Annotated in this window: 11 protein-coding genes and 1 pseudogene; 8 read left to right on the top strand and 4 right to left on the bottom strand. The window is 72.5% G+C overall.

Going from position 1 to position 12,971, the window contains the following annotated elements:
* Positions 1-81 precede the first annotated feature (81 nt).
* Together AB0Q90_RS38170 and AB0Q90_RS38175 are read left to right on the top strand one after the other, a co-directional pair.
* On the top strand, positions 82-855 hold the full coding sequence (locus AB0Q90_RS38170; RefSeq protein ID WP_363163923.1) for a TIGR04222 domain-containing membrane protein: 774 nt from the start codon (positions 82-84) through the stop codon (positions 853-855).
* Positions 856-971: 116 nt separating this feature from the next.
* Complete coding sequence (locus AB0Q90_RS38175) at positions 972-2,573, top strand: alpha/beta hydrolase (RefSeq protein ID WP_363163924.1); 1,602 nt, start codon at positions 972-974, stop codon at positions 2,571-2,573.
* Here AB0Q90_RS38175 and hemQ read toward each other — a convergent pair.
* Both hemQ and hemG read right to left on the bottom strand, forming a co-directional pair.
* Entirely contained in the window at positions 2,545-3,276 is a 732-nt protein-coding gene (gene hemQ / locus AB0Q90_RS38180; protein WP_363163925.1) for a hydrogen peroxide-dependent heme synthase, read from the bottom strand. The two genes, AB0Q90_RS38175 and hemQ, sit on opposite strands and share 29 nt — an antisense overlap.
* Positions 3,277-3,281: 5 nt before the next feature.
* Complete coding sequence (hemG, locus tag AB0Q90_RS38185; RefSeq protein WP_363163926.1) at positions 3,282-4,958, bottom strand: protoporphyrinogen oxidase; 1,677 nt, start codon at positions 4,956-4,958, stop codon at positions 3,282-3,284.
* Positions 4,959-5,142: 184 nt separating this feature from the next.
* Between hemG and AB0Q90_RS38190 the strand changes: the two genes are divergently transcribed.
* Entirely contained in the window at positions 5,143-6,120 is a 978-nt protein-coding gene (locus AB0Q90_RS38190; protein ID WP_363163927.1) for a DUF4349 domain-containing protein, read from the top strand.
* A gap of 451 nt (positions 6,121-6,571) precedes the next feature.
* Positions 6,572-7,547 (top strand): annotated as a pseudogene (locus AB0Q90_RS38195) (FAD-dependent oxidoreductase); the annotation flags it as partial.
* Here AB0Q90_RS38195 and AB0Q90_RS38200 read toward each other — a convergent pair.
* Positions 7,544-7,828 (bottom strand): hypothetical protein, encoded by a 285-nt coding sequence (locus tag AB0Q90_RS38200; protein WP_363163928.1) that lies wholly within the window; start codon positions 7,826-7,828, stop codon positions 7,544-7,546. The pseudogene AB0Q90_RS38195 and the gene AB0Q90_RS38200 sit on opposite strands and share 4 nt — an antisense overlap.
* Positions 7,829-7,925: 97 nt before the next feature.
* Here AB0Q90_RS38200 and AB0Q90_RS38205 point away from each other — a divergent pair, with 97 nt between their 5' ends.
* Positions 7,926-8,747, top strand: coding sequence for a rhomboid family intramembrane serine protease (locus AB0Q90_RS38205; RefSeq protein WP_363163929.1), 822 nt, complete (start codon positions 7,926-7,928; stop codon positions 8,745-8,747).
* A 1-nt stretch (position 8,748) separates the two neighbouring features.
* On the opposite strand, the gene hemE is transcribed toward AB0Q90_RS38205, so the two are convergent.
* Positions 8,749-9,804, bottom strand: a complete 1,056-nt coding sequence (gene hemE / locus AB0Q90_RS38210; protein ID WP_363163930.1) for a uroporphyrinogen decarboxylase — start codon at positions 9,802-9,804, stop codon at positions 8,749-8,751.
* 104 nt (positions 9,805-9,908) lie between these two features.
* On the opposite strand from hemE, the gene AB0Q90_RS38215 reads away from it, so the two are divergent.
* The 3 genes from AB0Q90_RS38215 (at position 9,909) to AB0Q90_RS38225 (ending at position 12,961) form a co-directional block, all read left to right on the top strand.
* Positions 9,909-10,574: a DUF3000 domain-containing protein gene (locus AB0Q90_RS38215; protein ID WP_363163931.1), complete on the top strand. Its 666-nt coding sequence runs from the start codon at positions 9,909-9,911 to the stop codon at positions 10,572-10,574.
* Between the two features lie 235 nt (positions 10,575-10,809).
* Complete coding sequence (locus tag AB0Q90_RS38220) at positions 10,810-11,472, top strand: response regulator transcription factor (protein ID WP_053751649.1); 663 nt, start codon at positions 10,810-10,812, stop codon at positions 11,470-11,472.
* A 196-nt stretch (positions 11,473-11,668) separates the two neighbouring features.
* Entirely contained in the window at positions 11,669-12,961 is a 1,293-nt protein-coding gene (locus AB0Q90_RS38225) for a ribonuclease D (protein ID WP_363163932.1), read from the top strand.
* The last annotated feature ends 10 nt before the right edge of the window (positions 12,962-12,971 follow it).

The raw sequence follows: 12,971 nt of genomic DNA on the forward strand, positions 1-12,971 counted from the left end.
AACGTCACGTACCGGCAACTCTCCGTCCGGATCGTGAACAAGGCATGGCGTTCTCCGGTGCGTTTGGCATAGAAACGCGGCATGTTCTGGGTGCTTCTCCTGCTGCTGGCCTGGGCCGCTGCCGGCACGGCGTGCACACGGTTGTGCCTGGCCGCCGTCCATGCGGCGGCCGCCGACGTGAAGGCGGCCCGGCGGCACGATCTGACGCTGTACGAGGCGGCGTTCCTGTCCGGCGGCCCCGGACGGGTCGCCGATCTGACCCTCGTCTCCATGGCCCGCCAGCGCCGGCTGCTGCTCGCGCACACGGGCTGGGCGACGGTCGTCGACCCGCGCGGGCGGGACGAGATGGAACGCTCGGTGCTGGGCGCCATCGGGCCCGAGGGGCAGTCCCGTATCGCGCCGGTGCGGTCCGCGGCGGCCGCGGCGGAGGCCGTGGGCAGCCTCGCCGACCGGCTGGTGCGCGCGGGCCTCGCCGTGCCTGCCGGCGCCCGGTCCGGCATCGCGACCGCGGTGCGCCAGGTGCAACTGGCCGCGGCGGCCGTCCTCGTGCTGGGCGGGGCCGCGCTGCTCGTGCCCGGCGCCGCCGACATGCCGCGCCATCTGGTCGCCCTCTGGTTCGGACTGCCGTTCGCGCTCACCCTGAGCTGCCTGGCCATCGCCCGTATCGAGGTCCACCCCTACTCGCGCTGGGCCTCCCCGGCCGGACAGCGGCTGCTGGACACGCTCGCCCGGCACGCAGGCGACGCTGACGACCGTACGTACCTCACCACGGTCGCCGTGCGCGGCGTCCGCGCGATCGGCGAGCCGGACCTGCGCGCGGCCTTCGAGGACCGCGAGCCGCTCTGGCGCGACTGAGGCGCGGGGGGCGCACAGGGGGCATTGGCGCCGACACCGGCCGGGTGGTGCTTGCCTTCGCCAACCGGTGAACGAAACATCCCTTTTGTTGCTGCCGTGCACCGAAGGGATACGCGATGAGAGCCCCCGCCCTCTACTCGGCCGCCGGGTCACTGCTCCTGACCACCCTGGCCGTCACCCCCGCCGGCAGCACGGAGGCCGTCCCGGGCGCGGCCGAGCTGCGCGGCACCGCGGTGGCGGCCGCCCGCGCACAGACCGCCGGCATCGACTTCGGCACCTGCTCCAAGGAGCAGGACATGCCGGGCAGCCTCCAGTGCGGCACGGTCAGCGTCCCGCTCGACTACGCCGATCCGGGCGGCCGGCAGATCAAGCTCACCGTCAGCCGGGTGCGGGCCACACACAGGGACCCGCACAACAGCAAGCGCCGGGTGCCGCGCCAGGGCGCCCTGGTCTACAACCCGGGCGGCCCCGGCGCCTCCGGCATGTACTTCCCGCTGATCGGCCTGCTGCCCGAGTGGAAGCGCCTCGCGGCGGCCTACGACCTCGTCGGCTACGCCCCGCGCGGGGTGGGCCGCAGCGCGCCGCTGTCCTGCAAGGACCCCAAGCACTTCTTCAAGGGGCCCTCCCAGGCACCGACGCACCCCTCGGAGTCGTACAAGCAGGAGCGCATCGCACAGGCCAAGGCGTACGCGCGCGGCTGCGCCGAGCGGGCGGGCAGCGCACTGCGCCACTACAACTCCCTCAACAACGCCCGCGACCTCGACGTCCTGCGGGCCGCGCTGGGCGAGGAGAAGCTGACGTTCATGGGCGCGTCGTACGGCACGTACTACGGCGCGCTGTACGCGACCCTGTTCCCCTCGCACGTGCGGCGGATGGTGTTCGACGCGGCGGTGAACCCGGAGCCCGAGCAGATCTGGTACCGCAACAACCTCGACCAGTCGGCCGCGTTCGAGGGCCGCTGGGCGGACCTGCGGGAGTGGATCGCGCGGCACGACGAGGTGTACGGGCTCGGCGACACCCCGGCGAAGGTGCTGCGCAGCTACGAGAGGGCACAGGCCCGACTCGCCGCCGAGCCCGCGGGCGGAAAGGTGGGGCCCGGCCAGTTGCAGGGGGCGTTCCTCCAGGCCGGGTACTACGACGACTACTGGCCGCAGCGTGCGCAGGCGCTGTCGGCGTATCTGAAGGGCGATCCGAAGCCGCTGATCGACATCGCGGCGCCGGTCACGGAGGCTGCCGCCGAGGCGGAGAACAGCAAGGCGGTCTACACGGCCGTCGAGTGCAACGACGCGTCCTGGCCGACGGACTGGAAGGTGTGGGACCGGGACAACACCCGGCTCGCGCGCGTGGCGCCGTTCGAGACGTGGGACAACGCGTGGATGAATCTGCCCTGCGCGTACTGGCTCGCGCCGCGTCAGCAGCCGCTCGATGTGCGGACGGGGCCCGGGGAGCTGCCGCCGACGTTGATTCTTGCCGCGGAGCGGGATGCGGCCGCGCCGTACGAGGGGGCGCTGGAGCTGCATCGGAGGCTGTGGGACTCGGTGTTGGTGACCGAGCGGGACGCGGGGACGCACGGGATCGCGGGCGGACCCAACAAGTGCGTCAACGCCCATGTGGACGCGTATCTGCTGGAAGGCCGGCTTCCGGTGCGGCGCGCCGCGTGTGCGCCGCACCCGGAGCCGAAGCCCGAACCTACGCCAGACCGGCGATCAGCTCGGTGACCGACTTCCTGCGGCCCGTGTAGAAGGGGACCTCCTCGCGGACGTGCATGCGGGCCTCCGAGGCGCGCAGGTGGCGCATGAGGTCGACGATGCGGTACAGCTCGTCGGCCTCGAAGGCGAGGATCCACTCGTAGTCGCCCAGCGAGAACGAGGCGACCGTGTTGGCGCGCACGTCCGGGTAGCCGCGGGCCATCTTGCCGTGGTCGGCGAGCATGCGGCGACGGTCCTCGTCCGGCAGCAGGTACCAGTCGTAGGAGCGCACGAACGGGTAGACGCTCACGTAGTTGCGGGGCGTCTCGTCGGCGAGGAACGCCGGGATGTGCGAGCGGTTGAACTCGGCGGGACGGTGCAGCGCCATGTTCGACCACACCGGCATGAGGGCGCGGCCCAGCTTCGTGCGACGGAAGAGGTTGTACGCCTCCTGGAGCTGGTCGCTGGTCTCCGCGTGCCACCAGATCATGAGGTCGGCGTCGGCGCGCAGCCCGGACACGTCGTACGTGCCGCGGATCGTCACGTCCTTGGCGGCGAGCTGGTCGAACAGCTCCTGGACCTCTTCGGCGTAGCCCGCGCGGTCCTCGGGCAGCGCGTCCTTCAGCTTGAAGACCGACCAGAGGGTGTAGCGGATGACCTCGTTGAGGTCCTTGGCCAGCTTGCCCTTGTTCGGGATCCTGCCGGACTCGGTGGTGGGGGCGTCGTCACTCATGGTCCTTATTCTCCTGCTCCTCCGTGCAGACTCTGCACCGGGTTGGCGGTGAGCTCCTGCACACCGCGCTCGTCGCCTCGGATCTGGTCGACGGCCGCGTACGCGCTCGCGATGCAGGCCGGGATGCCGACGCCGTCGTAGACCGCGCCGCACACCGCGAGGCCGGGTACGCGGCCGATGTGCTCGCGGATGCGGGCCACGCGCGCGTGGTGGCCGACGGGGTACTGGGGCAGGCCGCCGTCCCAGCGGGTGACGCGGGTCTCGACCGGTGTCGCGTCCAGGCCGGTCGCGGCCTTCAGGTCGTGCCGGGAGACCTCGACGAGGTCGGCGTCGTCGCGCCGGAGGATCTCCGTCTCGCCGTACCGCCCGACCGAGGTGCGCAGCACGACCAGGCCGGGGTCCTCGTCGGCGATCCAGCCCCACTTCTGGGAGGCGAAGGTCGACGCCTTGATGGTGCGCCCGTCGACCGGCGGGACGAGGAAGCCGCTGCCCTCAGGGAGATCCGTCTCCGCGCGGCGGTAGGCCAGGGTGACCAGGGCCATCGAGGCGTACTCGACGGCGTCCAGCTCGACGGCGGCCTCCGGCACTTCGGCGCGCAGCAGGGCCGCGGCGGCCGGGGCGGGCAGCGCGACGATCACCGCGTCCGCGTACAGCACACGCTCACCGACGACGACACGCCAAGCCGCGCCCGGCTGGTCCGCCGCACCGGCGCTGGCGGGACGGCGCTCGCCGCGACCGGAAGCACGCGGGCTCTCTCCAGCGCTCGCCGGACCGCCCTGGCCGACGACCGGCTCGCCGGGGGCGGAGCTGTGCGGACCGTTTCCGGCGCTCGCCGGCCCCTCCTCGCCGACCGATCCACCGCGGCCGAAGGCACGCGGCCCGTCGGTGCCGCCCGGCACCCGCCCCCCGACCCTGCGCAGTTCCGTCACCCGCGCGCCGGTCACGATCTCGCCGCCCCGCGCGCGTACCGACTCGGCGACCGCGAGGGGGAGGGTGCCGATGCCGCCCTCGATGCCCATGAAGACCGGTCCGGTCTGCCGGCCCGCGGCCGCCTTGGCCTGGATCTCGCGGACCGCCTCCGTCAGGGAGTCGTGCGTCCGTGCGGCCTGGAAGAGCTGGGGGACGGCCGAGCGCATGGAGATGCGGTAGGCGTCGCCCGCGTACACCCCGCCGAGCAGGGGTTCGACGAGGCGGTCGACGACCTCGCGGCCCAGCCGCTCCGCCACGTACGCGCCGACCGCGATGTCCTCGCCGATCTCCGTGCGGGGCAGCACGGCGTCGCGCTCGATGCGGGCGAGGCCCTCGTCCGACAGAACGCCGGCCAGGGCGGAGGCGGTGCCGGGCACGCCCATGACGTGGCCCTTGGGCATGGGGCGCAGCGCGCCGCGGGTCCAGATCGAGGCGGTGGCGGTGGCCGGCGGCTGAAGGCGCTCGGTGAGGCCGACCTCGCGGGCCAGGGCGACGGCCTCGGGGCGGCGGGCCAGCATCGACTCGGCGCCGAGGTCCACCCGCACACCGGCGATCTCACCGGGCAGCAGCTTGCCGCCGAGCCGGTCGGAGGCCTCCAGCACGGTCACACGTCTGCGGCCGTCCAGCAGCCGGTGGGCCGCCGCGAGTCCGGCGATCCCGCCCCCGATGACGACAACATGCCCCTGATCCGCTGATGTGTCCGCTCCGCGCATGATCCCACTCTCTCAAACCCCACTGACACTCCCGACAGGGCCGTTCGGCCCCCGCCCTGCCGGGTCCATGTGCCCGGGCCGAGTCCCGACCGTGACCGCATCGGAACCGTTCCGGTCCAACGTCCGGGGCCCTCCCGGCGTCGAAGAAGCATCAGTCGTCACGACCCTCGGGGGGTACACCCACATGCGAACACGACGTTCCGTACGACCCGTTCAGGCGCTCGCCGGCCTGCTGCTGGCCGCGGCGCTCGCCCTGACCGGCTGCTCCGGCACCGGCGCCGACAGCGACTCCGGCAGCGGCTCCAAGGCCAACGGCGACAAGGCGATGCAGCAGGACAGCAAGGAGGGTGCCGCGTCCGACGAGTCCGGTGCCTCGCAGGCGGAGGCGCCGCCCAAGGTCACCGCGAGCCACATCATCCGCACCGCCTCGCTGACCGTGCAGGTCAAGGACGTACCGAAGGCCCTGGACGAGGCCCGCACCACGGCCGAGAACGCGGGCGGCTACGTCGGCAGGGAGACCACCACCCGCGACGAGAAGGGCAACGAGCGCACCCGCGTCGTGCTGCGCGTGCCCGTCGACTCCTACGCGGACGTCCTCGCCGACCTGGAGGGCGCGGGCAAACTCCTCGACCGCACCGCCAAGGCGCAGGACGTCACCGAGCAGGTCGTCGACGTGGAGAGCCGGATCAGGTCGCAGCGCGCCAGCGTGGCCCGCATCCGCGAGCTGATGGACCAGGCGACCAAGCTGAGCGACGTGGTGACGCTGGAGGGCGAGCTGAGCACCCGCCAGGCGAACCTGGAGGCCCTGCTCGCCCAGCAGGCGTCCCTGAAGGACCGCACGACCCTGGCCACCATCACCCTCTCCCTGTCCGAGACGCCGGTGAAGAAGGCGGTCGAGGACGACGACCCCGGAGTCCTGGACGCGCTCGGCGGCGGCTGGGACGCGTTCGTGACGATGCTGCGGTGGATCGTGGTGGCGCTCGCCGCGGTGCTGCCGTTCGCGGCGGTGGTGGCCCTGCTGGTCTGGCTGTGGTGGCGCCTGGTCCGGCCCCGGCTGCCGCGGTCCTCGCAGGCCGCGCCGGCGATGTCCGCGCTGGGCCCGCTGCCGACGGCCCGGCAGGCGCCGGAGCCCGGGACCGCGCGGCCGGGTGAGGAGGACTGACCCGGGCCTGAAATGCCCTGGGCCCGTAGCGTGTTCGCATGAGCGTGAGTGATGCCCGGACATAGGAGCGGTTTAGCTCGATCGTGTGATCGTCAGCTCATGACCTTGCGGTGCGCCAGCCAGGCTGGGGTAGCGTCGCTATGCGACCTGGGACGCCAGGTGCGGTGTCAGCGTGCGGGGCCCCTGCTCCACCGGAGTGATGGTTCAGGGCCTCCCCGTCGCCTCCGACCGCACTCACAGGCCAGGTCGTGAGGGACTCCGCCCGCCTGGCTCGGACCACGGACGCGATCCGTGTCGCCGCCCGGGATGCGAAAGCGGACGACCAGTGCGCCCAACACCGTTCGGGGCGCGCCAGTGAACAGGCTTACGCCGCTCACTGTTGAGGGACGGTACGAGGGAACGACTGGGTCGTGCCTCGGCGGCGACGCCGCGGGGATGTCCGCGGCGTCCGACGCTCGACGACAGTCAGGCCCTCTTCGACACGCTGGCACGCACGCATGGGCGTCGTGCGGTGGTCGTCGGCGCCGGTTACATCGGCGTGGAGATGGCCGAGGCGCTGCTCAACCGCGGCTACGGGGTGACGGTCGTCAACCGGGGCAGCGAGCCGATGTCCACGCTCGATCCGGACATGGGCCGCCTGGTGCACGCGGCCATGGAGGGGCTCGGCATCACGATGGTGAACGACGCCGAGGTCACCAAGATCCTCACCGGCGAGGACGGCCGGGTGCGCGCGGTGGCCACCGAGGACGCCGAGTACCCGGCGGACGTGGCGGTGCTCGGTATCGGCGTGCGCCCCGAGGCCGGGCTCGCCCGGGCGGCCGGGCTGCCGCTGGGCGCGCACGGGGGCCTGCTGACGGACCTGGCGATGCGGGTGCGCGGGCACGAGAACGAAGCCCCAGCCTCCCACGGGCGGCGACTGCGTCGAGGTCCTCGACCTGGTCTCGGGCCAGGAGCGGCACATCGCCCTGGGCACCCACGCCAACAAGCACGGCCAGGTCATCGGCACCAACGTCGGCGGCGGCTGTGCCACGTTCCCCGGTGTGGTCGGCACGGCGGTCAGCAAGGTCTGCGACCTGGAGATCGCCCGCACCGGCCTGCGCGAGAAGGACGCCCGCCGGGCGGGCCTGCAGTACGTCACGGTCACCGTCGAGTCGACCAGCCGCGCCGGCTACTACCCCGGCGCCTCCCCCATGACGGTCAAGATGCTCGCCGAACGCCGCACGGGCCGCCTGCTGGGCGTCCAGATCGTCGGCAGGGAGGGCGCGGGAAAGCGCGTCGACGTGGCGGCGGTGGCCCTGACGGCCTGTATGACCGTGGACGGGATGACGTCCCTGGACCTGGGCTACGCCCCGCCGTTCAGCCCGGTGTGGGACCCGGTGCTGGTGGCGGCCCGCAAGGCGTCGAAGAAGGTGCAGGAGGACAGCTAGGCCGTCCCGCTGATCCTGGGCAGGGAGGCCACGGACCCGCCGGCCGGTGCGGCGACCGGCTGCTCGGCCCCCGGCCTCGCGTGCGCGGCCGTGGCCCGGGTGGAGCGCAGCCGGTGGCTGACGGCCTCGTCCAGCGTCACCGGCCGCCCCGTCTGGGAGGCCAGCCGCCCGGCCTCCTGACCGAGCCGGGCGACGTCCTCCCACGGGAGCCGCACCACCAAGGAGATCTCCGCCTCGCCGTCGGGCAGAGCATGAATCGGGGGAGTCACTCGGTCGCTCATCGCCTGTTCCTCACGTAGACCTGGTTGAGAAGCCATACGCGCAACAGGAGCCCGGCGTTCACCGGTTCACGCACCGCATCCAGGGCAGTAGTTCCTTGTGGTCATCCCCGTCCATGACGTGAACCCGACGCGCCGCACCCCCTGGGTGACCTACGCGCTGATCGCCACGAACGTCCTCGTCTTCCTCTCCATGCCCGGCACGGTCGGCGTGCCCGGGGAGAGCCACCTGTCCCAGGTCTGCCAGCTGCACGCGTTCCTGGACCACTACGCGGCCGTGCCCCAGGAACTGATCCACGGTCAGACCCCCCGGGCGGCCCCCACCGGCGACGTCGGCATCGGCCCGCAGGGCCCCGGCTGCGTCATCGGCGAGCCGGGCTACGACAAGTCCCCCGCGCTGTCCGTCTTCACGGCGATGTTCCTGCACGGCGGCTGGCTGCACCTGCTCGGCAACATGCTGTTCCTGCTGATCTTCGGCAACAACATCGAGGACCGCATGGGCCACGTGCGGTATCTGCTCTTCTACGTCGTCTGCGGCTACGCGGCCTCGTACGGTTTCGCGTACCTCAACGACGACTCGGGCGACCCGCTGATCGGCGCGTCGGGAGCCGTCGCCGGGGTGCTGGGCGCCTATCTCGTGCTGTATCCGAAGGCCAGGGTGTGGGTCCTCGTGCCGTTCCTGATCTTCCTGCCGCTCCGGCTGCCGGCCTGGCTGGTGCTCGGCTTCTGGTTCCTGCTCCAGGCCGTGTACTCCTCCGGCGAGGGCGTCACCGACGCGGGCACCGTGGCGTACGCGGCACATGTCGTCGGCTTCCTCGTCGGCATGGCGATCGCCTGGCCGCTGCGCCCGGGCACCCCACCGCCACCGGAACCGCGCGGCCTGCTGTTCGGCAGGAGGGCGCGGCCCCGGGAGACGTGGTGAGTCAGCGCGCGGTGTGGGTGTGGACGTACTCCACGAGCCGGGTGAGCGTGTCCGGGTCGGTGTTCGGCATGACGCCGTGGCCGAGGTTGAAGACGTGGCCCTCCAGGCCCGCCGCGGCGTCGAGGACCTCCTGGGTCTTGGTCTCGACGGCCTCGGTGGTGGAGAACAGCACGGTCGGGTCGAGGTTGCCCTGCAGCGCCTTGCCGGGGCCGACGCGGCGGGCGGCCTCGTCCAGCGGGACGCGCCAGTCGACGCCCACGACGTCCGCGCCGGCCTCGCCCATCAGGCCGAGCAGTTCGCCGGTGCCGACGCCGAAGTGGATGCGCGGGACGCCGTAGCCCTCGACGGCCTTGAAGACCTTGGTGGAGGCGGGCATCACCGAGCGCCGGTAGTCGGCGGGGGCCAGCGCGCCGACCCAGGAGTCGAACAGCTGGACCGCCGAGGCGCCCGCCTCGATCTGGACCTTCAGGAACCCGGCCGTGATGTCGGCGAGACGGTCGAGGAGGTCGGCCCACAGCTCGGGGTCGCCGTACATCATCGCCTTGGCGTTCTCGTACGTACGGGACGGACCGCCCTCGACGAGGTAACTCGCGAGAGTGAAAGGCGCGCCCGCGAAACCGATGAGCGGGGTCGACCCCAGCTCCCGGGTGAGCAGACCGATGGCCTCGGTGACGTAGGAGACGTCCTCGGGGGTCAGGTCGCGCAGTCGGGCGAGGTCGGCGCGGGTGCGGATCGGCTGCTCGACGACGGGGCCGACGCCCGGCTTGATGTCGAGGTCGATGCCGATGGCCTTGAGGGGGACGACGATGTCGCTGAAGTAGATCGCGGCATCCACGTCGTGCCGGCGGACGGGCTGGAGCGTGATCTCGGTGACCAGCTCGGGCCGCATGCAGGACTCCAGCATCGGGATGCCCTCGCGCACCTTGCGGTACTCCGGCAGGGAGCGCCCGGCCTGGCGCATGAACCACACGGGGGTGTGCGGGACGGGCTCGCGCCTGCAGGCCTTCATGAAGGCGGAGTCGTACGTCGCTGTCGGCTGCGTGTCGTTGGCACTCACGGTGGTCAGTCTCGCACGGTGCCAGTGGTACCCGGCGCGCGGTGCCGGGGTTGTCCGGGTGTCCCTCCCTGCACGCAGCCGCCGTTCCCCTTAATCTTCCCCGCATGGCTGCGGCTCAGGGACGACTGTCGGACGGCGCTGGCGGGATGGATGACGCGAAGGAGACCAAGGAGGGCGATGGGCATGCTCCGCTGCCCTTCCGGGCTGCCGTCGAGGCGCTGAGAGCCGCGCGGCTGCGGCCGCAGATCGAGGTGGAGGCGACCCGGGCTCCGCAGCGGCTGGCTCCGCACGCGTACGCGCTGGAGGCCACGGTCGTCGACGGCGACCAGGACCTGGCCGACGGCCGGCTGGTGCTGCTGCACGACCCGGCGGGGCACGACGCCTGGCGGGGCACCTTCCGGCTGGTGACGCTGGTGCGGGCGGAGCTGGAGGCGGAGATGGCCGCCGATCCGCTGCTGCCCGAGGTGTGCTGGTCGTGGCTGACCGGGGCGCTCCAGGCGCGCGGGCTGACGTACGGCGAGGCGAGCGGCACGGTCACGCGCGCGAGTTCCCACTATTTCGGCGGGCTGTCCGAGCGGCCGTCGGCCTCGCAGATCGAGATCCGTGCCTCCTGGACGCCGCGCGAGGGTCTGGGCGGGGTGCCGGACACGGCGGCGCACCTGGCCGCGTGGAGCGATCTGCTCGCGCAGGTCGCGGGGCTGCCGCCGGCCGGTCCGGGTGACGCGGCGGTGGTGACGCTGCCGCAGCGCAGGGGGCCGCACTCGCGATGACCGTCGCCGCGGGGGCCTCCTCGGCCGCCCCCATGACCGTCGCTTTGTCGACACGGCCACTTTCAGTCAGGAACGATCTCTCGAACGAACCGATTCGTTCACCGAACGATCGACCATGCGTCCGAATTGCCCCGATTGTTACTCACTAAATCGTGATCTTTCTCTAAAGGGCCGCGGGTTTGGTGCCGAAGACGACTGTGACCTTGAAAGCCGTCCCCGCACCCCAGGAGGCCCGGTGTCCGTTCTTCTTGAGCAGCCCGCAAGCCTGGTCGCCTACCGCCCGAACAAGCCGACCGCCATGGTGGTCGTGGCCGATCCCCGCGTCCGCTCCACCGTCACCCGCCACCTCTGGGCGCTCGGTGTCCGCGACGTGATCGAGGCCTCGTCCGTCGCGGAGGCTCGTCCCCGCATCGGCAACCCCCGTGACATCTGCGTCGCCGACGTCCACCTGCCCGACGGATCCGGCCTGACCCTCCTGTCGGAGACCCGCGCCGCGGGCTGGCCCAACGGCCTCGCCCTGTCCGCCGCCGACGACATCGGCGCCGTCCGCAACGCCCTCGCCGGGGGCGTGAAGGGCTACGTCGTCACCGGCACCCGTACCAACGTCGGGCTCCCCACCCGGCCGGGCGCCGCTCCCATCGGCGCGGCCGCCGCCCGGATGCACCGCCGCCCCCCGGGTGCCCCGAGCCACCCGGGCGGCTACCGCGAACTGTCCGGCCGTGAGGTCGAGGTGCTGCGGCTGGTGGCGGAGGGCCAGTCGAACAAGGCGATCGGCGTGTCGATGGGCCTGTCCGCCCTGACCGTCAAGAGCCACCTCGCCCGGATCGCCCGCAAGCTCGGCACGGGTGACCGCGCCGGCATGGTCGCGGTCGCCCTGCGCACCGGCATCATCCACTGACCCTTCCCGCCCCTCCCCCACTCCCCGACCCCACCCATTCACGGACGTGAACGGATCGGCCGCTGATCCCTCGCGTCCGCACCCCGCACGTCGTGAGCCGGACGATTCACCGACCTGACTGGTTTACGACCCCCAGGTGCCCGTCGACGGAACGTTCCGTCGGCGGGCCCTGTCCACACACAGATACCCTTGACAGGTGACCGACGCCCAAGACACCGCAGCAGACAGCTCACTGCGAACCACCGGAGGCGCCCCTCCGGACGACGGCGGATCTTCTGTTACGGGGGCGCCGAACCCTGAACCGACCCCTTTGCTCGAACCGCGCGAAGGCATTCCGCCCGTGATCGCCGACGAGGAGTCCCTCGCCCGGACGATCGCCGCGTTCGCCGCGGGGTCCGGCCCCGTCGCCGTCGACGCCGAGCGCGCGTCCGGCTACCGCTACGGACAGCGCGCCTATCTGGTGCAGCTGCGCCGCCAGGGCGCCGGCACCGCGCTGATCGACCCCGTGGCCTGCCCCGACCTCTCCGGTCTCGGCGAGGCGCTCGCCGACGCCGAGTGGGTGCTGCACGCCGCCACCCAGGACCTGCCCTGTCTCAGGGAAATAGGCATGGTGCCCACCCAGCTGTTCGACACCGAGCTGGCCGGCCGGCTCGCCGGGTTCCCCCGGGTGGGCCTGGGCGCCATGGTCGAGAGCGTCCTCGGCTTCGTCCTGGAGAAGGGCCACTCGGCCGTCGACTGGTCCACCCGTCCGCTGCCCGAGCCGTGGCTGCGCTATGCCGCCCTGGACGTCGAGCTCCTGGTCGACCTGCGCGACGCGCTGGAGAAGGAGCTGGACCGGCAGGGCAAGCTGGAGTGGGCCCGGCAGGAGTTCCACGCGATCGCGTCGGCTCCGCCGCCCGAGCCCCGCAAGGACCCCTGGCGGCGGACCTCCGGGATGCACAAGGTGCGGCGGCGCCGGCAGCTGGCCGTCGTACGGGAGCTGTGGCAGACCCGGGACCGGATCGCCCAGCGGCGGGACGTGTCCCCGGGCAAGGTGTTGTCCGACGCGGCCATCGTGGAGGCGGCGCTCTCCCTTCCGGCCAACGCGCACGCGCTGGCCGCGCTGAACGGCTTCGGGCATCGGATGGGACGGCGGCAGCTGGAGCAGTGGCAGGCGGCGGTGGACCGCGCGAAGGTGCTGTCCGAGTCGCAGCTGCCGCAGCCTGGACAGCCGGTGACGGGGCCTCCGCCGCCGCGCGCCTGGGCCGACAAGGACCCGGCCGCCGCGGCTCGCCTGTCGGCGGCTCGGGCGGGCGTCTCGGCGCTGGCGGAGCGGTTGAACATGCCGCAGGAGAACCTGATCACGCCGGACACGGTGCGGCGGGTCTGCTGGGAGCCGCCGACGGTGGTCGACCCGGAGTCGGTGGGGGCTGCGCTTGCCGGGCATGGGGCGCGCGCCTGGCAGGTCGAGCAGGTCACGCCGATTCTGGTGGCCGCGTTGTCGGCCTAGCCGGCGTCGG

Origin of the sequence: Streptomyces sp. NPDC079141 (assembly GCF_040686775.1) — a bacterium.
In the GTDB taxonomy this organism is placed as follows: Bacteria; Actinomycetota; Actinomycetes; order Streptomycetales; family Streptomycetaceae; genus Streptomyces.

Bases quoted from the DNA above. Each gene is read 5' to 3' on its own strand.
- AB0Q90_RS38200 (WP_363163928.1), bottom strand. From the start codon at position 7,828: ATGAGCGACCGAGTGACTCCCCCGATTCATGCTCTGCCCGACGGCGAG.
- AB0Q90_RS38175 (WP_363163924.1), top strand. From the start codon at position 972: ATGAGAGCCCCCGCCCTCTACTCGGCCGCCGGGTCACTGCTCCTGACC.
- AB0Q90_RS38190 (WP_363163927.1), top strand. From the start codon at position 5,143: ATGCGAACACGACGTTCCGTACGACCCGTTCAGGCGCTCGCCGGCCTG.
- hemQ (WP_363163925.1), bottom strand. From the start codon at position 3,276: ATGAGTGACGACGCCCCCACCACCGAGTCCGGCAGGATCCCGAACAAG.
- AB0Q90_RS38170 (WP_363163923.1), top strand. From the start codon at position 82: ATGTTCTGGGTGCTTCTCCTGCTGCTGGCCTGGGCCGCTGCCGGCACG.
- hemG (WP_363163926.1), bottom strand. From the start codon at position 4,958: ATGCGCGGAGCGGACACATCAGCGGATCAGGGGCATGTTGTCGTCATC.
- AB0Q90_RS38215 (WP_363163931.1), top strand. From the start codon at position 9,909: ATGGCTGCGGCTCAGGGACGACTGTCGGACGGCGCTGGCGGGATGGAT.